The sequence below is a fragment of the Wolbachia endosymbiont of Oedothorax gibbosus genome (genome assembly GCF_936270435.1).
Classification (GTDB): Bacteria; Pseudomonadota; Alphaproteobacteria; order Rickettsiales; family Anaplasmataceae; genus Wolbachia.
This window is the reverse complement of sequence record NZ_OW370567.1, coordinates 952,131-973,382: the sequence shown is the minus strand read 5'-3', so window position 1 is coordinate 973,382 and position 21,252 is coordinate 952,131. Positions and strand designations below refer to the sequence as shown.

Annotated in this window: 18 protein-coding genes and 9 pseudogenes; 12 read left to right on the top strand and 15 right to left on the bottom strand. The window is 35.1% G+C overall.

What is annotated here, in order from left to right:
- The first annotated feature begins 97 nt into the window (after positions 1-97).
- The 5 genes and pseudogenes from NBW39_RS04860 to NBW39_RS04840 all read left to right on the top strand — a co-directional run.
- The gene (locus NBW39_RS04860) at positions 98-838 is read left to right on the top strand and encodes an ankyrin repeat domain-containing protein (RefSeq protein ID WP_250294698.1); all 741 of its coding nucleotides are present in this window, start codon (positions 98-100) and stop codon (positions 836-838) included.
- Positions 839-899: 61 nt separating this feature from the next.
- Positions 900-1,472 carry an ankyrin repeat domain-containing protein gene (locus tag NBW39_RS04855; RefSeq protein ID WP_250294697.1) on the top strand — a complete coding sequence of 191 codons (573 nt, stop codon included), beginning with the start codon at positions 900-902 and terminating at the stop codon, positions 1,470-1,472.
- 185 nt (positions 1,473-1,657) lie between these two features.
- Entirely contained in the window at positions 1,658-2,215 is a 558-nt protein-coding gene (locus NBW39_RS04850) for an ankyrin repeat domain-containing protein (protein WP_250294696.1), read from the top strand.
- 44 nt (positions 2,216-2,259) lie between these two features.
- Positions 2,260-2,691 (top strand): DUF2924 domain-containing protein, encoded by a 432-nt coding sequence (locus tag NBW39_RS04845; RefSeq protein WP_250294695.1) that lies wholly within the window; start codon positions 2,260-2,262, stop codon positions 2,689-2,691.
- 10 nt (positions 2,692-2,701) lie between these two features.
- Positions 2,702-3,292 (top strand): annotated as a pseudogene (locus tag NBW39_RS04840) (recombinase family protein); the annotation flags it as partial.
- Between the two features lie 15 nt (positions 3,293-3,307).
- Here NBW39_RS04840 and NBW39_RS04835 read toward each other — a convergent pair.
- Positions 3,308-4,134 (bottom strand): IS5 family transposase gene (locus tag NBW39_RS04835; RefSeq protein WP_250294694.1). Its coding sequence is split into 2 segments (ribosomal slippage): positions 3,308-3,747 and positions 3,747-4,134, totalling 828 coding nucleotides; the frame shifts between segments, so codons are not numbered across the junction.
- 49 nt (positions 4,135-4,183) lie between these two features.
- Here NBW39_RS04835 and NBW39_RS04830 point away from each other — a divergent pair.
- The 3 genes and pseudogenes from NBW39_RS04830 to NBW39_RS04820 all read left to right on the top strand — a co-directional run.
- A pseudogene (locus NBW39_RS04830) lies at positions 4,184-5,098 on the top strand (recombinase family protein); the annotation flags it as partial.
- Positions 5,099-5,136: 38 nt separating this feature from the next.
- Positions 5,137-5,466, top strand: a complete 330-nt coding sequence (locus tag NBW39_RS04825) for a hypothetical protein (RefSeq protein WP_250294693.1) — start codon at positions 5,137-5,139, stop codon at positions 5,464-5,466.
- 69 nt (positions 5,467-5,535) lie between these two features.
- Positions 5,536-6,408: an IS982 family transposase gene (locus NBW39_RS04820; protein WP_250294632.1), complete on the top strand. Its 873-nt coding sequence runs from the start codon at positions 5,536-5,538 to the stop codon at positions 6,406-6,408.
- A 12-nt stretch (positions 6,409-6,420) separates the two neighbouring features.
- Here NBW39_RS04820 and NBW39_RS04815 read toward each other — a convergent pair.
- Positions 6,421-7,488 (bottom strand): annotated as a pseudogene (locus NBW39_RS04815) (DNA modification methylase); the annotation flags it as partial.
- A gap of 109 nt (positions 7,489-7,597) precedes the next feature.
- Positions 7,598-8,104, bottom strand: coding sequence for a crossover junction endodeoxyribonuclease RuvC (locus tag NBW39_RS04810; protein ID WP_250294691.1), 507 nt, complete (start codon positions 8,102-8,104; stop codon positions 7,598-7,600).
- 1,012 nt (positions 8,105-9,116) lie between these two features.
- Between NBW39_RS04810 and NBW39_RS04805 the strand changes: the two genes are divergently transcribed.
- Positions 9,117-9,362, top strand: a complete 246-nt coding sequence (locus tag NBW39_RS04805; protein WP_250294690.1) for a hypothetical protein — start codon at positions 9,117-9,119, stop codon at positions 9,360-9,362.
- 8 nt (positions 9,363-9,370) lie between these two features.
- On the opposite strand, the pseudogene NBW39_RS04800 reads toward NBW39_RS04805, so the two are convergent.
- The 12 genes and pseudogenes from NBW39_RS04800 to NBW39_RS04745 all read right to left on the bottom strand — a co-directional run.
- A pseudogene (locus tag NBW39_RS04800) lies at positions 9,371-9,820 on the bottom strand (IS5 family transposase); the annotation flags it as partial.
- Between the two features lie 12 nt (positions 9,821-9,832).
- Complete coding sequence (locus NBW39_RS04795; protein WP_250294632.1) at positions 9,833-10,705, bottom strand: IS982 family transposase; 873 nt, start codon at positions 10,703-10,705, stop codon at positions 9,833-9,835.
- Positions 10,706-10,827: 122 nt separating this feature from the next.
- Positions 10,828-11,700, bottom strand: a complete 873-nt coding sequence (locus NBW39_RS04790; protein ID WP_250294632.1) for an IS982 family transposase — start codon at positions 11,698-11,700, stop codon at positions 10,828-10,830.
- Positions 11,701-11,789: 89 nt separating this feature from the next.
- A pseudogene (locus NBW39_RS04785) lies at positions 11,790-12,132 on the bottom strand (transposase); the annotation flags it as partial.
- 75 nt (positions 12,133-12,207) lie between these two features.
- Positions 12,208-12,496: pseudogene (locus NBW39_RS04780) on the bottom strand (IS4-like element ISWosp8 family transposase); the annotation flags it as partial.
- Between the two features lie 13 nt (positions 12,497-12,509).
- Positions 12,510-13,382: an IS982 family transposase gene (locus NBW39_RS04775; RefSeq protein ID WP_250294632.1), complete on the bottom strand. Its 873-nt coding sequence runs from the start codon at positions 13,380-13,382 to the stop codon at positions 12,510-12,512.
- Between the two features lie 94 nt (positions 13,383-13,476).
- Positions 13,477-14,408 (bottom strand): annotated as a pseudogene (locus NBW39_RS04770) (IS4 family transposase); the annotation flags it as partial.
- A 216-nt stretch (positions 14,409-14,624) separates the two neighbouring features.
- A pseudogene (locus tag NBW39_RS04765) lies at positions 14,625-15,842 on the bottom strand (alpha/beta hydrolase family protein); the annotation flags it as partial.
- Between the two features lie 16 nt (positions 15,843-15,858).
- Entirely contained in the window at positions 15,859-16,731 is an 873-nt protein-coding gene (locus tag NBW39_RS04760; RefSeq protein WP_250294632.1) for an IS982 family transposase, read from the bottom strand.
- Between the two features lie 106 nt (positions 16,732-16,837).
- Positions 16,838-16,975 (bottom strand): annotated as a pseudogene (locus tag NBW39_RS04755) (alpha/beta hydrolase family protein); the annotation flags it as partial.
- Positions 16,976-17,065: 90 nt separating this feature from the next.
- Entirely contained in the window at positions 17,066-17,656 is a 591-nt protein-coding gene (locus tag NBW39_RS04750) for a COQ9 family protein (RefSeq protein ID WP_250294687.1), read from the bottom strand.
- Between the two features lie 7 nt (positions 17,657-17,663).
- Positions 17,664-19,193, bottom strand: coding sequence for a Mur ligase family protein (locus tag NBW39_RS04745; RefSeq protein ID WP_250294686.1), 1,530 nt, complete (start codon positions 19,191-19,193; stop codon positions 17,664-17,666).
- 120 nt (positions 19,194-19,313) lie between these two features.
- On the opposite strand from NBW39_RS04745, the gene NBW39_RS04740 reads away from it, so the two are divergent.
- From NBW39_RS04740 to NBW39_RS04730, 3 genes are read left to right on the top strand one after another with little or no spacing between them, the layout of a single operon-like run.
- Positions 19,314-19,673: a ferredoxin family 2Fe-2S iron-sulfur cluster binding protein gene (locus tag NBW39_RS04740; protein ID WP_250294685.1), complete on the top strand. Its 360-nt coding sequence runs from the start codon at positions 19,314-19,316 to the stop codon at positions 19,671-19,673.
- A 2-nt stretch (positions 19,674-19,675) separates the two neighbouring features.
- On the top strand, positions 19,676-20,716 hold the full coding sequence (locus NBW39_RS04735; protein ID WP_250294684.1) for a hypothetical protein: 1,041 nt from the start codon (positions 19,676-19,678) through the stop codon (positions 20,714-20,716).
- Entirely contained in the window at positions 20,700-21,077 is a 378-nt protein-coding gene (locus tag NBW39_RS04730; protein ID WP_250294683.1) for a cytochrome c-type biogenesis protein, read from the top strand. Before NBW39_RS04735 ends, NBW39_RS04730 begins: the two co-directional genes overlap by 17 nt.
- Positions 21,078-21,252 lie beyond the last annotated feature (175 nt).

Genomic DNA, 21,252 nt, shown 5'->3' with positions numbered 1-21,252 from the left:
AAAACGCACATAACTTAAATAGTAGCAAGTAAACAAAAAAAATTGATCTTGCACTAAAGAGAGCCAAATTGGCGTATGTTTTTATAGTGAGGTATGTATGAAGTTCAGTGAGGAAAAGAGAGAATCTTTTAGTAAGTTTTTTAAAGAAGTATCAAGTAACGGGTTTAAAAACATTAATAAAAGAAATGAAGAAGGAGAGACGATATTACACCAAGCAGTGGAAATCTCTGATTACAAAACAGTGAGGTTATTAATAAAAAAAGGAGCAGAGGTAAATGCAAGAGATAAAAAGGGTTATACACCACTGCACTGTGCAGTATTTGCGAAAAGCTTAGAAAATGTAAAAGTACTGCTAAGGGAAGGAGCGGAAGTAAATGCTACTCAATATGTTACTGGATGTACGCCACTGCACTCTGCATGCAAAATAGGAGGAGCAGGAATTGAAATAATAAAAGAGCTAGTAAAGGCCGGAGCTGAAGTTAATCAACTGAATAAGTATGGTGCAACACCAATGTATTACATATGGGAAAGTGAAAAGTATCGTCTATGTGATAGCAAAGAGAGTGAAAAGGCGAGGAAATTCTTTGGAAAACAAGGAGGAATAACAAAAAGTAGAGAACTGACGTGCTATGGAATAGAGATGCTAGTGAGAGAAATAGCAGACATGTTGAATAGGAGTTATTTACCGGAGTTAAAAATAATAGAGATAGGAGAAATAAGGAAGAAAGATAAGTCACTAATAAAGAAAGAATGTAAAAATTTAGCAAGCAAAATAATGAGCCAAGTGAACGAAATGATAGATGAGGTGTTGAAGGCAGACTTAAGCAAGATGTGGTGAGAAGGGAGCTCAAAAAAAAGAGTTTGGTTGCGAAAATTTCAAAGGGAAAGTGAGGTATGTTATGTCAAGGAAAGAAGCAAGGAATGTTTTTGATAGGTTATTGAAAGAATTATCAGAAAACAGGTTTCAACAAATAAATGAAAAAGACGCAGCAGGTTGCACAATATTGCACCGAGCAGCACAGGTGTCAGAGCCAGAAGTAATAAAGTTATTAATAGAAAAAGGAGCAGGTACAAACGATAGAAACAATAGAGGCGAGACACCGTTGCACCTAGCAGCGTTTTTAGGAAGAAGAAAAAATGTGAAAGTGCTGATAGAAGGAGGAGCTACAGTAAATGCAAAATCAAACAATAAAGCAGTACCACTACACTTAGCCTGTTTAGCAAGAAGAATAGGAACAATAGAAGAGCTGATAAATGCAGGAGGAGATCTTGATACAGTAGATAAATTTGGATGTAGCCCACTAAACTATGCAAAAATTTACCCGAAAGTGACAAGTTATCTAGAAAAGAAGGGAGTGAATATGAGAGATGTAGAAGTGATGTATGGAGAAGCAAACAAGGCAATAGAGGAGGTAATGGAGAAACGGAACGTAAATGAATTACAACTAGAGGAGGTAGATTTAACAGATTAAGCATATAGATTTATATCTTAATATAATATGTGGAAAAAATGTGTAAATTTAGCAAAAAAAAACTTGCTTTTTATGCCAAAACAGCCCTAAGTGAAAAAGTAGCTAGTAAATAAACAAGATTTGCTAAGCGCTAAAGTGAGCCAAATTGGAGGCACTTTATATTACATTAATAGCTGAGGAACGTCATGGCAAAATTTAGTAAGAAAGAAAGAGAAGAATTTAATAAGTCTTGGAAAGAGGTATTAGATAACTCAATAGAAAATATTAATAAAAAAGACACAAAAGGGAGGACGATGTTGCATTACGCGGTGGGAATGCCAGATCCAAAAAAAGTGAGGTTATTAATCAAAAAAGGAGCGAATGTAAATGTGGCAGATGCGGGACAATATAGACCACTGCACTTAGCAGTCATGGGACAACGTGTAGAAAATACAAAAGAGCTGATAAAGGCAGGAGCCGATGTAAACGCAGTGGAACGAAGTAGCAAATTTGCTGCGTTACACCTTGCCTGCATGGTAAGTGAGATAAAAATAGTAGAAGAACTAGTAAAAGCCGGAGCGAATATAGAGCAAAAGGATAAATTTGGCAAAACAGCAATGTATTATGCAAGAAATAATAAAGAGATAATAGAAGTGTTAGAGAACGTAAAAATGGCAAATAAGCAGAGAGAGTTTATAGAAAGAGTAAGGGAAAGCACGGCAGCAGGTGTAAAAGAAGAGCTTGTGGATGAGAAAGTGCTATAGCGTTTTTAAAAATTCAGAAGTGCTGTGTTTGAAAAGGTGATTATATGGAAAAAAAAGTAGAAAAAGAGGTAAAATGTTTAGAGAAAAAAGCGTTGGAAGAGCTGAGGAAAATATGGAAAAAGGTATTTGAGGAAGAGGCACCTAGACATTCAAAGAAGTATCTGATACCGAGGTTAGCATATAGAATACAGGAGAAAGCGTATGGAGAAATGTCAAGAAAAGGGGCAAAAAGACTAGAATACCTAGCAGATCGACTAGAGAAGGGAAAAAGAATAAGTAGCGATAAACTGCCAGCAGCGGGAACAGAGCTGATATTAGAAAGGGGTGAAGAAACGCATGCAATAATGGTAATGGATACAGGATTGATCTACAGAGAAGAATTTTATACGTCATTATCAGCAGTGGCAGGAAAAATAATGGGAATGAGTTATAACGGGCCTTTGTTGTTTGGCATGCGTGGTAAAAAGGTAAGTTGAGGAGGAAAAAATGCTAAAAGAGGTAAGGTGCGCAATTTATACGAGAAAATCGAATGAAGACGGTCTAGAACAAAAGTTTAATAGCCTTGATGCGCAGCGAGTAGCATGTGAAAAGTATATAAAAAGCAAAGAAGGGTGGGTAGTATTGCCCAAAAGGTACGATGATGGAGGGTTCTCAGGAAAAAACTTAGAAAGACCAGCGATAAAGGAGTTGTTTGAAGATGTAAAGGCGGGAGAAGTAGATTGTGTAGTAGTATATACATTAGACAGGCTATCAAGAGAAACAAAAGACAGCATAGAAGTAACATCATTTTTTAGAAGGCACCGAGTAAATTTTATAGCAGTAACACAAATATTTGATAATAACACACCAATGGGAAAGTTCGTACAAACGGTATTATCAGGAGCAGCGCAACTAGAAAGAGAAATGATCGTAGAAAGAGTAAAAAATAAAATAGCAACATCAAAGGAGCAGGGATTGTGGATGGGTGGAACTTTGCCGCTAGGGTATGATGTAAAAGATAAAGAATTAATAATAAATGAGAAAGAAGCAAAGACGGTGAAACATATATTTGAGAGGTATATGGAGCTGAAGTCAATAGACCTCTTTCAAAATTCACATCATCAACTCTAGATTGTAAATTCCAGCTATCAAATTGAATCTCAATCCAAAACGTTTTCGCCGATTGCGATATTTATCTGCAATAATTTTAAATCTTTTAAGCAAACCGATTACATTCTCAACCACAACTCTTTTGCTTGCAAGCTCTTGATTTTCTTGCTTTTGTTTCTTAGTCAATGGGTGCTTTTTCGTTTTTCTATGTGGCAATTCAACATTTGCGTGAATTTTTTGTAGACCTCTGTAACCGCTATCTGCTAGGACTTTGATACTTGGTAGTATGTGCACTTTTGACTCCTTAAAAAGCCGAAAATCATGTTTCCTACCATTTGAAAAAGACGTGCAAATGATCTTTTTGCTTTCTTTTTCCGAAATAATCTGTGTTTTTATACTGTGCTTTTTCTTTTTTCCTGAATAAAATCTTTTTTGCTTTTTTTGGGTCTTTCCACAGGAGTTTCTGTTGCATCTATCACTAAAACCTCATATTCTATATCACTTTTTAGAACCTCTTTTCGCCCTGGCAATGCAAAATCCGGATGTTTTACCAATGTATTTTCAATCCACTTTATGATTTTATAGGTCGTACTTTCGCTCATACCATAACTTCGACCAATGTGGAAATATGTCCGATATTCACGAAGATATTCCAATGCCATAAGTAGCCTGTCTTCTATACAGAGCTTGCTTTTACGCCCACTTTTTGCTTTTTTCCTTCTATCTTCTTCATCTAAAATTTCTACCATCCTGTTGAAAGTTGCCTTCTTTACTCCTGTCAGACGACGAAACTTCTCTTCATCTAACTCCTTAGTTTCTTCATATCTCATACTTTTAAATGTATGATTTTATACTAATTTTTTGCTCTTTTCCAATTTTGAAAGAAGTCTAATGGCAGAATTGGCAAGGGAGTTAAACAGAGAAGGGTACCGAACGAAATCAGATATCTTTAAAAAGGCAACGGTAAGGAGAATAATAACAAACCCAATATATGTGGGAAAAGTCAGGCATTATGAGAAACAGTATGAGGGAAAGCATGAAGCAATAATAGAAGAAGAAAAATGGCAAAAAGCGCAGGAATTGATAAAGAATCAGCCATATAGAAAAGCAAAATATGAAGAAGCATTGCTAAAGGGAATAATAAAGTGCAAGAGCTGTAATGCAAATATGACGCTGACGTACGCAAAAAAAGAGAATAAGAGATATCGATATTACGTATGCAACAATCATTTAGTTGGAAAAAGCTGTGCGTCAAAGAGTCGGAATATAGTAGCAGGAGAAGTAGAAAAAGAAGTAATGAAGAGAGCAGAGCACCTATACAAAAATTGGCAAGAAAAAGCGGAAGAATGGAAAAATTTAAGTTTTGGAAAACAGAAAGAAGTGGTGAAGAAATTAATAAAGGGAGTATTGGTGAGAGAGGATGGAGTAGAGGTGCATTCTGAATCAGGAGAGATATTTATACCAATGGGGTTAAAAAAGAAAGCAAACAAATGCACAGTAGTAGAACCAGAGGGGAAAACAAATAATGCGCTACTCAAAGCTGTGGTGAGAGCCCATTCCTGGAAACGGCAACTAGAAGAAGGAAAATACGAAAGTGTGAAGGAGCTGAGCGTTAAAATTAATATAGGTACAAGACGCATACAACAAATTTTAAGGTTAAATTACCTAGCTCCAAAGATTAAAGAAGACATAGTAAATGGGAGACAACCGAGTAATTTGCGGTTAGTGGATTTAAGGGAAATATCGATGCTATGGAGTGAGCAAATGGAAAAATTTTACAAATTAGCGTCTTAAATTACACACATTAAATATAACAAATTTTAATAGAGATTATGAAAAAGATAAGGAAAGCTATTGCTAAAAAATTCAAAAATTGGAAAACCACTACTTCCAAAGAAACTGCGACACAAGAGCCAAAAATTTCTAGCAGAGAAGAAGCCAAAAAACCTTTAGAAATAACTATAGGGCAGCAGTCCACTGTTATAAAACTTGCCACAGCTAGAAGTGAAAAAGTGCTTCAAGATACTATCGGTAATATCGAGACACCGGCTGACGCATATGAAAATAGTAATGAAAGTAGTCTTACAGAACATAAACCATGCGAAAACAGTAATGAAAGTAATACAATAGCTATAAAACCTCAGTTATGGATTAGAAAATAGATAAAAGTATAACTAAGAAGAGGGAAACAGGGTAAACTCGAGTATTTTAGTAATAATAAGAGGTTACCCATGAAGAAAGATATTACAGAACTGTACTGTTGCGTCGAGGATTTTTGTCGTGCGGTAGATGATAATTTTGCAAATAGGTTCTTATCAAACGGCAAAAAACCAACCAGAGTACCAGAAATAGCGCACTCAGAAATTCTAACCATAATCCTATTATACCATAAATCACCATGTAAAAACTTCAAGGCTTTTTATCTTTGTTATCTTCAGTTATTCTATAGATCAGAGTTTTCAAAGCTGCCTTCATATCACAGATTTATTGCCTTAAAGCCGCGAGTTTTGTGGTATTTAGCATTACTTTTGCAATGGTTTTGTGAACAAGCAAAAATGACCGGGATTTCCTACATAGATTCTACTTCAATAGCAGTATGCCATCGAAAAAGAATCTCAAGAAATAAGGTTTTCAAAGGATTAGCAGAGTTAGGAAAGAATACTTACGGCTGGTTTTTTGGTTTTAAATTACATGTAGTAATCAATGAAATAGGTGAAATTCAAGGTGTTACGCTAACCAGAGGTAACGTCGATGACAGAAAACCTGTACCAACTCTAACCAAAAAACTAACTGGACTTTTGTTTGGAGATAAGGGCTATATAAAGAAAGAGCTCTTTGAGAAACTATTCGATAGAGGTCTAAAACTCGTCACTAAAGTGAAAAAAGGTATGAAAAATGCACTGATTTCGCTGAAAGAGAAGATTTTACTAGGGAAAAGATCGATTGTTGAAACGGTTTTTGGCTGCCTAAAAAACAAATTTGAACTTGAGCACACTCGGCATAGATCCACAGTAAATTTCTTGGTACATATTTTTTCTACCCTCATTTCTTATTCAATGCAATCGAAAAAGCCCTGTATTTCTCAGCTTTACTTCGTTGGTTAATCCATAACTGGGGTTTCCAGAGCCGCTAAATGGATCAAGTACTGTGTCTCCTGGTCTGCTGCTGTTTACTATTGCTCTTTCCATTAATTCCACTGGTTTCATTGTTGGATGCAGTGAGTTGTATGTTGGCTTATCATAAAACCAGAGATCACTTTGATTACGTCCCCCATGCCACTCACGTTTATTGCCGTTTTTCCAACCGTAGAGTATTGTTTCGTATTGTCTTTGATAATCAGATCTCCCCAGTGTAAAATGATTCTTTGCCCAAATGATGAATGTTGACCAACGACCACCTGCTTCTTCAAATACTTTTTGCAAGGTCGAAAGCTCTGATGATGATGCACAGATGTAAATTGCCCCTTTGGTGTATGCTAAAATATTGGAGCAGATGTCATACAGAAAAAGTTCGTATTTTTCACCTTGATCATCGTTTAATATCTTCTTGTCTTCTCTCTCTTGACTGTCACCATATGCTACGTTATACGGAGGGTCACACACGGTAATATCTGCCATTTTATCGTCTAATACCGCTTTAAATGATTCAACTAGACAACTATCGCCACAGTAGATTCGATGACCGCCTAAAATCCACAGATCCCCTGGTTTCGACACTACTGACTTTTTATCGACCAATTCCACCCCCTCTTTTTCTCCTTTTTCTACTTCTTCTTTTCCATCAATGTTGTCGAGAAAGCGTTGAACTTTTTCTAGCTCAAATCCGGTCATTTTTAGGTCAAACTCCAAATCTTCTAACTCTTGGATTTCTACTTTTAAAAGATCATCATCCCACTTTGCCCAGTTAGCTGATTGATTTGCTAGTAACCGAAAAGCTTTGGTTTGAGCTTCACTTAAGTTATCACTGAGCACCACTGGAATACTCTCCATACCCAGTTTTCTTGCTGCTTTAAGCCTTAAATGACCATCAACCACAGTCCCATCGCTTTTTGCAACTATCGGAATACGAAAACCAAACTCCCGAATTGAAGCACACATCCTGTTTACTACATCGTCATTCTTGCGAGGGTTGCGATCATATTCGACAAGATTTTCAATAGGATAGTAGTGTATTGCTAAGTTCATATTAGTGGAAATTCTTGTTAAAAAGTTAATAATCAAAATACGTCTGACGCTAGAGAGAGCCTGGGGTTTCGCGCCCAAATCCGCCAGCCTGGCCGAAAGGACCCACTTCCTATGTGTTATCTAGCATATTAAAATCTTTACTAAAATTATTAATATAAAACATCAATGCCAAAGCATCCGCTTCATTATCGTCTCGAGGTAAAAAACCTTTGCCCTTTACAGCTTCAATAACTTCACTTTTGCTCGCATTGCCTTTACCCGTGATAAAACGTTTTATGGTCTTGACAGGTACACCTTGATAAGGTATATTCCTTTCCTCGCACCAAGCTGTTAAATGAGCTAGAAAGCCTCCGTAGCAATGTGCAGCGTCTGTTCCTAAATGTCTTCTTACTTCTTCAAAATACACTGCAGTGAACTTATGTTCTAAAGAGTTAAGCCAATTACGGAAACTCAAAAAGCACATGCCACCTCCACTGAAGCGGCTACCATGAAAATTTTTGCTCCCACTTTGAATTACTCCATCTGTAAGAATAGCCCAGCCTGTTTGTTTGCCGAGGTCAAGTGTTAGTAACTGGAAATTTTTATCTAGAGATATGGTGTGAGCAAATACATGCATGTAATATATATACGTAATTTCTCAGGAATTCGTCCAAAAAATGTGAAAAAAAGTTAAAATAATTTTAAGGCAGCTAAGAAATTAAAAAGAGCCTAAAACCAGCTATGTCTTTTACAACAGCATCTTCGCTATTTGAGATCTTTCCATTTTGGAAATAACTGATTATTTGTACCCGTTCAGACAATGGCGTCAACTTAAGGACACATTTTAGACTTCTTTGTTGAAATAAAATAGAAACAAAAGTGCTGTTTATTGCACTTTTTGGATAATTTAATGATAAAAAATTTAGAGAGAAATTTTATACACAATCACTGATATTTTCCCTTAAGTTGACGCCATTACCTGAACGGATACTCGTAATCGAGTTTTAAGCTACCCTACATGAGTAACTTAGGTCTTGGTGGTACAATTGTACCCTGAAGTCGTAGAAAACGCAATTACGGGCTTTTCCTTTGTTCTTTTCTGAAATCTCTTATAGTTTTTTTGCTTAGTAGTTTATTATTATTATTTTCTATTCTTACTATTTTATTATTATTTATATTATATGTATATATAATATTTACATATATTATATAATATATAAGGTTTTCGGAAATTGGAAATCAGCCAGTATAGCGGGTTTCATCCCCTTCCAATTTTCTAAATTTTTAAGAATGGAAACGCAAGATTTTTGCACATAAAGCAAGCAAAAAGCATAGAACTTCAATAACTTAGCTGTGGTATATTTTACGTTTCCAAATTTAGATAATTCGCTGGAAATCATGAAATTTTACAAAACCGGAAATCAAATTTTAGCTAAAGCGTTCCTTGTCTTCTGGAAGTTGCTGTCTTATTTAATTTTAGAGAAGTCTTATTTCATTTATTAATAAAGTTAGAATTGTCTTATTTAGTTTATTAATAAAGTTAGAACTGTCTTATTTAGTTTTTCATAATAGATAAATCTCTCTTATTTAAATTCTGCAGAGTCTTGGGAAGGCAATTAGTAATAAACCTTTAATTATTGGAGGTTTTTATGCAATCAAGGAACTCTTTTTCAGGTATTGATCCTATAATTGTTAAATATATAAAGTATTATGCTAATTGTCTTAATCATGTGGGGTGCTTTATTCATGAAAGTCTTGAAGATATAGAATTGGAACTTTTTTGTGAGGTTTGGCCTGACCTTAATCGATATGACGAAACAAGAAGTAGTTTTAATACTTTTGTTGCCAATTTAACAAAATATCGCGCACGTGACCTCTCAATGGCGTCAACTTAAGAACCTGTTTAAAATCTTCGTAATAAGAGAGAAATGAAGGAGAGAACAACCATCTGTAAGCTAGTGTTGAGTTTCCGCTCGCAATTTTTCCACAAACGCCTACATTTTTCCAACCAAGCAAAAGAACGCTCAACAACCCATCTCTTTGGCAATACAACGAAAGAGTGTAATTCACTTCGCTTTATTACCTCAACAGTTGCACCAATAGTAGCTTTTATTTGAGTTGCAAAATTTTCTCCTGTATAGCCAGCATCAACCAGTATATTTTTAACTTCAGAGAGGTTTTCTTCAGCCTTTTCCACCATTTCCACAGCACTGCTACGATCAGTTACTTCTGCCGTTGTTATATGAATTGCATGTGGCAAGCCTTGCGTATCAACTGCAATATGACGCTTTATGCCTGAAATCTTTTTACCTGCATCATAGCCCTTTTTTTCAGCAGTATCTGTGTTTTTAACCCCAGTTATGGATTAACCAACGAAGTAAAGCTGAGAAATACAGGGCTTTTTCGATTGCATTGAATAAGAAATGAGGGTAGAAAAAATATGTACCAAGAAATTTACTGTGGATCTATGCCGAGTGTGCTCAAGTTCAAATTTGTTTTTTAGGCAGCCAAAAACCGTTTCAACAATCGATCTTTTCCCTAGTAAAATCTTCTCTTTCAGCGAAATCAGTGCATTTTTCATACCTTTTTTCACTTTAGTGACGAGTTTTAGACCTCTATCGAATAGTTTCTCAAAGAGCTCTTTCTTTATATAGCCCTTATCTCCAAACAAAAGTCCAGTTAGTTTTTTGGTTAGAGTTGGTACAGGTTTTCTGTCATCGACGTTACCTCTGGTTAGCGTAACACCTTGAATTTCACCTATTTCATTGATTACTACATGTAATTTAAAACCAAAAAACCAGCCGTAAGTATTCTTTCCTAACTCTGCTAATCCTTTGAAAACCTTATTTCTTGAGATTCTTTTTCGATGGCATACTGCTATTGAAGTAGAATCTATGTAGGAAATCCCGGTCATTTTTGCTTGTTCACAAAACCATTGCAAAAGTAATGCTAAATACCACAAAACTCGCGGCTTTAAGGCAATAAATCTGTGATATGAAGGCAGCTTTGAAAACTCTGATCTATAGAATAACTGAAGATAACAAAGATAAAAAGCCTTGAAGTTTTTACATGGTGATTTATGGTATAATAGGATTATGGTTAGAATTTCTGAGTGCGCTATTTCTGGTACTCTGGTTGGTTTTTTGCCGTTTGATAAGAACCTATTTGCAAAATTATCATCTACCGCACGACAAAAATCCTCGACGCAACAGTACAGTTCTGTAATATCTTTCTTCATGGGTAACCTCTTATTATTACTAAAATACTCGAGTTTACCCTGTTTCCCTCTTCTTAGTTATACTTTTATCTATTTTCTAATCCATAACTGAGGTTTTTAACACTTTGTACCCCAGTTATGGATTAACCAACGAAGTAAAGCTGAGAAATACAGGGCTTTTTCGATTGCATTGAATAAGAAATGAGGGTAGAAAAAATATGTACCAAGAAATTTACTGTGGATCTATGCCGAGTGTGCTCAAGTTCAAATTTGTTTTTTAGGCAGCCAAAAACCGTTTCAACAATCGATCTTTTCCCTAGTAAAATCTTCTCTTTCAGCGAAATCAGTGCATTTTTCATACCTTTTTTCACTTTAGTGACGAGTTTTAGACCTCTATCGAATAGTTTCTCAAAGAGCTCTTTCTTTATATAGCCCTTATCTCCAAACAAAAGTCCAGTTAGTTTTTTGGTTAGAGTTGGTACAGGTTTTCTGTCATCGACGTTACCTCTGGTTAGCGTAACACCTTGAATTTCACCTATTTCATTGATTACTACATGTAATTTAAAACCAAAAAACCAGCCGTAAGTATTCTTTCCTAACTCTGCTAATCCTTTGAAAACCTTATTTCTTGAGATTCTTTTTCGATGGCATACTGCTATTGAAGTAGAATCTATGTAGGAAATCCCGGTCATTTTTGCTTGTTCACAAAACCATTGCAAAAGTAATGCTAAATACCACAAAACTCGCGGCTTTAAGGCAATAAATCTGTGATATGAAGGCAGCTTTGAAAACTCTGATCTATAGAATAACTGAAGATAACAAAGATAAAAAGCCTTGAAGTTTTTACATGGTGATTTATGGTATAATAGGATTATGGTTAGAATTTCTGAGTGCGCTATTTCTGGTACTCTGGTTGGTTTTTTGCCGTTTGATAAGAACCTATTTGCAAAATTATCATCTACCGCACGACAAAAATCCTCGACGCAACAGTACAGTTCTGTAATATCTTTCTTCATGTGTAACCTCTTATTATTACTAAAATACTCGAGTTTACCCTGTTTCCCTCTTCTTAGTTATACTTTTATCTATTTTCTAATCCATAACTGAGGTTTTGTGCATCAATTATACAGAAACTGGTTTTCTCTTTCCGACCATTGCTGATACGAACCTCTCCAACTAATTTTTTTTAAGACTACTTCCAGCAAGCTTGGTTCTGCTCCATTCTTTTTATTCCACATTTGAAAATAGTAATACACGTTCTCCCACCTTGGAAAATCTTTTGGCAGCATTCTCCACTGGCAGGCGCTTTTTAGGATATATAGCACTGCACAAAATACATCATACAAATCAAGTTTCCTTGGTTTTGTTTTCTTTCTGCTACTCTCCAGTATTGGTCTGATTTTTTCAAATTGTTCTTGACTTATATCGCTTGGATAGCTTTTTTGCATAGATATACCTCTTTCTTAACTATGCCTACTTTACCTCATATTTTCGAGATCCTTAACAGGTTCTAAGAGCATACATTAGCAAACTCTCCTAAAGACATGATGGCGTTTGGGCTTATCTACTTTATTGCGGCTATACAATCTTCCCGGTCGGATCTTAACTTTGGCGCGTATACTTAAAAAGGGCTTGAAAATCTTTTGGCGCAACGAGCACTTGATAAAGTTTCTGTCTCATCACACCAAATAAAACTGAAAAATTTAAACGGTACTCGGCAATTTGATCTGGGTTCCAAGGCCCTTGTGCATCACACATATGAAGCGATAATATATTGCACATGACCAAGTTTGCCCAAAATTCTTGTAATAACCCCAGTTATGGATTAACCAACGAAGTAAAGCTGAGAAATACAGGGCTTTTTCGATTGCATTGAATAAGAAATGAGGGTAGAAAAAATATGTACCAAGAAATTTACTGTGGATCTATGCCGAGTGTGCTCAAGTTCAAATTTGTTTTTTAGGCAGCCAAAAACCGTTTCAACAATCGATCTTTTCCCTAGTAAAATCTTCTCTTTCAGCGAAATCAGTGCATTTTTCATACCTTTTTTCACTTTAGTGACGAGTTTTAGACCTCTATCGAATAGTTTCTCAAAGAGCTCTTTCTTTATATAGCCCTTATCTCCAAACAAAAGTCCAGTTAGTTTTTTGGTTAGAGTTGGTACAGGTTTTCTGTCATCGACGTTACCTCTGGTTAGCGTAACACCTTGAATTTCACCTATTTCATTGATTACTACATGTAATTTAAAACCAAAAAACCAGCCGTAAGTATTCTTTCCTAACTCTGCTAATCCTTTGAAAACCTTATTTCTTGAGATTCTTTTTCGATGGCATACTGCTATTGAAGTAGAATCTATGTAGGAAATCCCGGTCATTTTTGCTTGTTCACAAAACCATTGCAAAAGTAATGCTAAATACCACAAAACTCGCGGCTTTAAGGCAATAAATCTGTGATATGAAGGCAGCTTTGAAAACTCTGATCTATAGAATAACTGAAGATAACAAAGATAAAAAGCCTTGAAGTTTTTACATGGTGATTTATGGTATAATAGGATTATGGTTAGAATTTCTGAGTGCGCTATTTCTGGTACTCTGGTTGGTTTTTTGCCGTTTGATAAGAACCTATTTGCAAAATTATCATCTACCGCACGACAAAAATCCTCGACGCAACAGTACAGTTCTGTAATATCTTTCTTCATGGGTAACCTCTTATTATTACTAAAATACTCGAGTTTACCCTGTTTCCCTCTTCTTAGTTATACTTTTATCTATTTTCTAATCCATAACTGAGGTTAATACAGCCTCTAAATTTACCCCAGAAAAATTCTCTAACTCTGCTCCTACTTTGAGTCGTTTGTAGCACTCTTCTATGTGCCACCTTAATACATAAGCTTTACTGATATCTTCCAAAGTAAATTTTTCTCGATCAAAAAGTGAAGTAACTAATACCTCTGTTTCTCCGTTAGCTAATGTCAGCTCTTACTTTCTGTCCTTTCATTTTATTTTTTAGCTTTTCATTTTCTAATATAAAATCAAAATCTGATTCGCCAGATGCAATTCGTTCCCATAGCTTGCTATAATTTCTTTTTTGCAAGCGAAAAATAAAATCTACTTCCAAATCATCATGCTGCTGAATGAATTTTACTGAAGGATAACCACGATCATAGATAAATAATAATTTCTTTTGATTTAATGAACGCATTTGAGTGATAACTTCGGGTAATTGCTCTTCCGCCAACGTTTGTTCCCAAGCCGCAAGGCGAGCACTGCAAATCAGTGAAGTACATAAATCAACAAACAAAGAAACTCTTGCCAATGGTGGCATTGTGCCTGTTGTTCCATTTGGTTTAAAGCGGCCAAACTCGGATACAATTTCCTCAGAGCTGGGTAATCTCATACCAGAACCATCTGCTGCAATAAGTCTATAGCCTCTCCAGCTCAGATTCATCTTGATAGGCTGTTTGGATGCTTAAATTCTTTAAAACCTGTATTTATACCTTGCTTTAGAAAAAGCTTGCTTTGAGGGTACATGTCAATGGCTCCATAAGTTCACATTCTATTCCCAAACTTTTTTTAACTAACTTTAAAATCATAGAAAATACTGTCGTAAAAGGGAGTTTTCTTGTTCGCGTGAAACTGTTCTTTCCAACACAATGGATTCTCTGAAAAGCTTTCGAGTATATTATATTTTTAATTTGTAGAATAAAATTTTTTCCTTTTTGCATGTTTTACCTAAAAAGGACACATTTTAGACTTCTTTGTTGAAATAAAACAGCAACAAAAGTGCTATTTATTGCAGCTTTTGGGTAATTTAATGGTAAAAATTTTAGAGAGAATTTTTATACACTATCACCGATATTTTTCCTTAAGTTGACGCCATTGCCTGAACAGATACGAAAACTTTTCAGAAGATCCATAGGAGGGTTTGCTAATGAAGGCTCTTAAGTTGACGCCATTGGCTGAACGGATACGATGGGTTTCAGTTCTATTTCCGTCAATTTTCCAGAGAAACCACTTTTTCTGTACTTCTCTGGATCAAAATTTTTATTAAATTCAGAGTCTATTAAATATTTATGTGCATCATTAATAAATTGATTTTTTATTTCTTTGTAACTGATGTACTCTGTTGAACTACCCTTATAATAATGAACTAAATGTTCTTCATGATCGATGTGAATATTTTTATTCTTACAAGGCTTAGGACCATGTTTAAGCACTATATTTCTTCTTAGCCTTTTGGTGGATTGATCTTCAAGTTTATTAACAAGTTGTATTTCCTGTGGAATCACAGTATCGCCTTTCCTGCCAGCAATTAAGACAGGGCATTTTGTATTCTCTACAACTTTTTGTGGATTAAAATCTAATCCACAGCGCCCGAACCAACGATTCAAGAGCATTGATGGAAGCCATTTAACTAAACTACGAGGAGAATCTCTGACTGTGTCCTTAAGTGAGCTATAAGAGTTACTATGAATTAATGTTAAATAGATACCTTGCTTTTCAAACCTTTTTAAAACTTCTGCTGCAATTCCTCCTCCAAGAGAGTTAGTATCCAAAATTATATCGTTTGGACGCACACCTTTCACAAGTAACATATTTACCATTGCCATTCCGGCCTGAACTAACTTTTCACCGTTTGTTAGAAATTCATATAGTGCTACAATCTTCCTTTTTTCCAAGAGGAACTCTACAATATCCTCTATATCTTTGTTTTTTTCTAACTCTTGATCACAAGCTTCTGCATCTATTTCCGGATCTTCACCTATGAGTTCTTTTTTGTAACGCTGTATCCACTCAGAGCTGACTTCATTTTCCAAAAAGCTTTTAATTCTGTGTACTACAAATCTCTCCTTAATAAAGTCAAAAAACATCCATAAGCAAAGTACGACAAAACATATGGTAGCCAAAATTGATAGCACTACCGACGTAAAAACTAATCCCGTAAGCACTTTTTTTGGTTTTTGATTTTTATACGCCAAGTATAACGATACAATAGAAGCAGTGGACAATATAGCAAAACATAACCATAGTGATACTATTCTCCTATTGATTTTTTTTTCTTCAGCATTTAATTCTTTTTGAAAGAATTCTGGATTAACAATTCTAGAGAAATAGGGATAGTCAAAATAATGCTTAACTAACTTACTTTCTTGCCCCTTAGACCCCAGTTATGGATTAACCAACGAAGTAAAGCTGAGAAATACAGGGCTTTTTCGATTGCATTGAATAAGAAATGAGGGTAGAAAAAATATGTACCAAGAAATTTACTGTGGATCTATGCCGAGTGTGCTCAAGTTCAAATTTGTTTTTTAGGCAGCCAAAAACCGTTTCAACAATCGATCTTTTCCCTAGTAAAATCTTCTCTTTCAGCGAAATCAGTGCATTTTTCATACCTTTTTTCACTTTAGTGACGAGTTTTAGACCTCTATCGAATAGTTTCTCAAAGAGCTCTTTCTTTATATAGCCCTTATCTCCAAACAAAAGTCCAGTTAGTTTTTTGGTTAGAGTTGGTACAGGTTTTCTGTCATCGACGTTACCTCTGGTTAGCGTAACACCTTGAATTTCACCTATTTCATTGATTACTACATGTAATTTAAAACCAAAAAACCAGCCGTAAGTATTCTTTCCTAACTCTGCTAATCCTTTGAAAACCTTATTTCTTGAGATTCTTTTTCGATGGCATACTGCTATTGAAGTAGAATCTATGTAGGAAATCCCGGTCATTTTTGCTTGTTCACAAAACCATTGCAAAAGTAATGCTAAATACCACAAAACTCGCGGCTTTAAGGCAATAAATCTGTGATATGAAGGCAGCTTTGAAAACTCTGATCTATAGAATAACTGAAGATAACAAAGATAAAAAGCCTTGAAGTTTTTACATGGTGATTTATGGTATAATAGGATTATGGTTAGAATTTCTGAGTGCGCTATTTCTGGTACTCTGGTTGGTTTTTTGCCGTTTGATAAGAACCTATTTGCAAAATTATCATCTACCGCACGACAAAAATCCTCGACGCAACAGTACAGTTCTGTAATATCTTTCTTCATGGGTAACCTCTTATTATTACTAAAATACTCGAGTTTACCCTGTTTCCCTCTTCTTAGTTATACTTTTATCTATTTTCTAATCCATAACTGAGGTCTTAGGTGCATCTTTACTTTCTTGCTTCTCAAGTGCATCTTTACCAAGAGCATTAACCTTAATACACCCAAGTACTCCAAAAAAGTTTATCACGTGTTTTGTATTTTCTTCTGGCTTGATATTACCATTGGTGTAATAAATAACTTTCATTTTATTGTTAATAAATATTAAACTATTTTAACATAAAGATCAAAAAAAAACAAGAGAATATAAATATGAATAACCAGTATGATGAAAAGCTTATAAGAAATTTCCTATGATTCCTTTTAAGCGAGTTTTGAATTTTTGAAATGTCATGACATTGTTGATACGTTTATCAAGAAACGATAAAGTATCCGCAAAATCTTCTGAATAATCATTGATAAAAAAAAGTATCGTACTTAAGTACACTCCAGCTAATATTGCTCTTTTTGTATAGTAGTTAAAATCTGTTGATTGGTCATGAATGCCATACCAAATCGCGCTAATAGTTCTGTATAAAAGTTTACTAGAAAAATATGTATTTTTTGGTGATACAGAGAATAATAAAACATTTTTTAAAAGTTCTCTATAATTCGGTAGCTTAGCGTAGTTTGAAAGGCGTATTTGAATAGCTAACTTTATTCGTTCTCGTACCCTCATAACCTCTAAATTAGAATTTCTTAGTTCAGCCTCCATTGAGCTATTTAAGTTCTCTGCTATATGCTCCAAAGCACTATATATTCCACTTTGGAATTTGCAAAAGCTATTAGCCAGATTAAGGTCTGTGCACACCTTTAATAGGGTTTCATCGCTTATCCCTTCAAATGGAATAACCCTAATTAGCTTATCTATTATTAACTTTTGTTCCACAGTAGCATTATACTAAACAGCATGTGTGATTGTACCTGAGATTTTCAAACATTCTACAAAATGCTTCGCCGCGTTCTTCAAAATTTTTCCATTGATCAAAAGAAGCACACGCGGGAGAAAGTAATATTGTTACTTCTTCTGCGCTATTTAAGGCCTCTTCAAAAGCCAATCTGAACGCATCTTCTAGGTTGCAACATCTAACATAATCTACTTTATTCTCCATAGTGTTTGCAAAGGCTTCGGTTGATTCCCCAATAAGAAAAGCTTTTCTAATCCTTGTGAAATGCTTGCTTAATGATTCTATTCCACCTTTTTTGCTTCTTCCACCAACGATCCAATTTATGTTTTCATAAGATAAGATCGCCTTTTCGCTCGACTTTGCATTAGTTGCTTTGCTATCGTTCACGAAAAACACATTTCTTATTTTGCCAAGCAGTTCATTCCTATGCCTCAGTCCTGAAAAGGACTTGATTCCATTGATAATAGTGTTGCTATCTACTCCAAGTAGCTTACATACGGCATATGCGGCTGCTATGTTCTCTGCGTTGGATATTAGGTTTATTTTCACGTCGCTTACTGATAAGCTATGATTCTCTAGTTTTAACGAGATCTTCTGGATCCCAGTGCTCCTTTTGTCATCCAAGTAGCTGACACTGGGATCCAGATAATTTCGATCTATACCAGTAATCTGTTCACTATAATCAAGCAAATTGTTACCTGCCAATGATATTAGATCTCTTGCACCACCCTCTGTCATCTGAGTAGTTGGCAATGGTTTTTCTTTTCTGGATTCCAGCGTCACGCGCTGGAATGACATCGGGGAATATGTTACTGAGATTGGAATTTTGTTTCCAGTGAATTTGTTGAATATGTCAGCGGTAATCTCATTGTCACATCCTATTACGGCAACCTCACTACCGTTTATCAGTTTTAATTTAGCTGCTATGTAATTCTCCATACTTCCATGCCTATCTATGTGATCTGGTGTAATATTGAGCAGTGCTGAAATGTCCACGTTAATTTCATTCATCAACTCCAATTGAAAAGAGGAGAGTTCGATTACATAAATTTCTGCATCTCTTTCTAGATCCAAAACAGGAATGCCTAAATTTCCACCAATAGCTACTTTTTTCCCTGCAGATTTTAATATGTGTCCTATTAATGATGTAGTGGTTGATTTACCATTTGTTCCTGTGACGCCTATTACCTTCTGGTTTGTAGTTTTAGCTTCAAGAAATAGCTCAATATCTGATTTTATTTTGCAATCAAATCTCCTCGCAAGTTTTACTATCCAATGCGGCTCTGTTGGCACTCCAGGGCTTAAAACCAATGCACTGATCTCATGCCAATTATATTCCTTGGGATGAATAAAATTACATTTTTTATACATCATTTTTGCGTTTGCTATTTGCTCTTCATGATCATCCCATGCATATACTCTTGCACCACTCTTTATCAGAGCGTTAATGACGGATAAACCAGTTTTACCAAGACCAAAAACCGCGACGTTTTGATTTTTATATTTGTTTAGTTGCATTACTTATTCTGAAAAGATGTTATATAAGTTATTAATAGACTTAACCTAAAAAGTTTGCAAATGTTAATTGTTACCTGTAGAATATAGAGAAATTAGTAAGAATTTTAATAGGGAAATAATATGCCATCTGTTACTTTTGTTTTACCTGATGGGAGTAAGAAAAGCTATGAAGCTGCAGAGGGAGAAACTCTGCTTAATTTAGCCCACAGAAGTGATCCAGATCTGCTTGAAGGTGCATGTGAGGGCTCTCTTGCTTGTTCTACATGCCACGTGATTGTTGATCCAGAATTTTATGATGCTGTAGAAACGCATAATCCCATATCTGATGAGGAAAATGATATGTTAGACCTAGCTTTCGGCTTAACAGAAACGTCGAGGCTTGGATGCCAAATAAAAATCACAAAAGATATCGACGGTTTGTGCGTAACCGTGCCAAGAGGTACAAGAAACATATCATTAGATAAACAAGGAAATGATTAGCTATGCGTAAGATTTTTATCTATATTATCATCTCTTTACTTTTGTTTATTCCTGTAGCGTATAGTGGTTTTTGGTATTTTTCTGCATGTAAGGTAAAAAATCTTTTAGCTGAAACAATACTATACATTAACGACGAAAAGTTCGATATTTCACATGATTTTAGTGGATTTCCTTCTAACCTAATTTTTCGTGTGACAAACCCAAAATTTTCCAATGAGCAATTAACTATCTCATCTGATGCTTTATTGATAAAAAACAGATTATTCGATAAATCAGTATATATTTATACACCAAGTAATGAAGTTGATATTGCTGTTCATGGTGATGAGAAAAAGAATATAAAATGCCACACAAACGATAGCAGCCACTTTGTTGTTAGACTAAACGATTTACCATCTTCATTGCGATTCAACAAAAATAGTACCGTGATAGACTATATAGATACACTTCGTTACGAAGATTATGGATTAAAATGTGATGTTTTAGAAAATCAGCAAAGTGTTATAACTGAAGTGAATGATAAAAGCAATTACATTCAATTTCACCTCGATAAAGAACCAAGTGGAAATACTAAACTAGGATTTGATTTTTATACTTATCGGTATAAAAATACTGCAAGTCCTGAAAGTTACCTTAGTATCGACACTAAATTTGATTACGAATTTGTAAACCACATCTCAGCTTCCAGAATTAATTTCAACATAGAGAAATTTTTAATTCAAAGTAATAATTTTTCTCTTGCTGCAGATGGTGGAGTGCGAAATTATAATTTGGTTACGTCTTCATTTAAAGACAAAATCAACGTGGCTATATCAAATTATAAAGAATTAATCTCGTTTATGATTGGTGACTCAAAAACTTCAGATGCGTTTGAAAAATTAATGTCTTCCTTATCAGAAAAAACAACTGATGATGGCATTCAATTTTCAATAAAGTACGATGATGATGTAGGGTCAAGCTTTATTGGAAAGTTATCCACCACTGATTTTATGAACCAGCTCAGTAAAATAACCCAATTAACCAAGGATGAGAGCAGTAGTTAGTTTACTTTTCATATTGATATTCCACTCAGGCGTAAACGCTTTTACTCTGGATAATAAACTCAGAGATAAAAGCATGGAAAAACGAGCAACCAGTTTATTTGAAATAATAAGGTGTCCAATATGTTCTGGCGAATCATTGTCTGAATCTGGATCTCAGATCGCGTATGATATGCGAGAAGCAATTCGTAAAAAAATCAATGATGGATACACAGATGAAGAGATAATCTCAGAGTTAAAAAATTCTTACGGCAATTCAATTATAACTACCCCACCTAGCACTTACATTTTGTGGTTTATTCCACTTACAACTCTGCTTATTGGGTGTTTTTTAATACAAAGATACATCAATACAACCACTTAAACCTTTTATATATAGCTAAAGTAACTTAGATTTACCGACAACCGTCATCCCGCTGCTTGTTAGCGGGATCTATGCTAAGATACTGCGAATGAATCCACGGCTGTACGAACATTGCAATTTGCAGCCCTCTCTCGCTGTTCTAGTGCTTCCTTCTTCTGTCATCCCAGTGCCAAGA

Coding starts and splice junctions, on each gene's coding strand:
- NBW39_RS04810 (WP_250294691.1), bottom strand. CDS start 8,104: ATGCATGTATTTGCTCACACCATATCTCTAGATAAAAATTTCCAGTTA.
- NBW39_RS04775 (WP_250294632.1), bottom strand. CDS start 13,382: ATGAAGAAAGATATTACAGAACTGTACTGTTGCGTCGAGGATTTTTGT.
- NBW39_RS04825 (WP_250294693.1), top strand. CDS start 5,137: ATGAAAAAGATAAGGAAAGCTATTGCTAAAAAATTCAAAAATTGGAAA.
- NBW39_RS04805 (WP_250294690.1), top strand. CDS start 9,117: ATGCAATCAAGGAACTCTTTTTCAGGTATTGATCCTATAATTGTTAAA.
- NBW39_RS04740 (WP_250294685.1), top strand. CDS start 19,314: ATGCCATCTGTTACTTTTGTTTTACCTGATGGGAGTAAGAAAAGCTAT.
- NBW39_RS04845 (WP_250294695.1), top strand. CDS start 2,260: ATGGAAAAAAAAGTAGAAAAAGAGGTAAAATGTTTAGAGAAAAAAGCG.
- NBW39_RS04735 (WP_250294684.1), top strand. CDS start 19,676: ATGCGTAAGATTTTTATCTATATTATCATCTCTTTACTTTTGTTTATT.
- NBW39_RS04795 (WP_250294632.1), bottom strand. CDS start 10,705: ATGAAGAAAGATATTACAGAACTGTACTGTTGCGTCGAGGATTTTTGT.
- NBW39_RS04820 (WP_250294632.1), top strand. CDS start 5,536: ATGAAGAAAGATATTACAGAACTGTACTGTTGCGTCGAGGATTTTTGT.
- NBW39_RS04790 (WP_250294632.1), bottom strand. CDS start 11,700: ATGAAGAAAGATATTACAGAACTGTACTGTTGCGTCGAGGATTTTTGT.
- NBW39_RS04730 (WP_250294683.1), top strand. CDS start 20,700: ATGAGAGCAGTAGTTAGTTTACTTTTCATATTGATATTCCACTCAGGC.
- NBW39_RS04850 (WP_250294696.1), top strand. CDS start 1,658: ATGGCAAAATTTAGTAAGAAAGAAAGAGAAGAATTTAATAAGTCTTGG.
- NBW39_RS04860 (WP_250294698.1), top strand. CDS start 98: ATGAAGTTCAGTGAGGAAAAGAGAGAATCTTTTAGTAAGTTTTTTAAA.
- NBW39_RS04855 (WP_250294697.1), top strand. CDS start 900: ATGTCAAGGAAAGAAGCAAGGAATGTTTTTGATAGGTTATTGAAAGAA.
- NBW39_RS04760 (WP_250294632.1), bottom strand. CDS start 16,731: ATGAAGAAAGATATTACAGAACTGTACTGTTGCGTCGAGGATTTTTGT.
- NBW39_RS04745 (WP_250294686.1), bottom strand. CDS start 19,193: ATGCAACTAAACAAATATAAAAATCAAAACGTCGCGGTTTTTGGTCTT.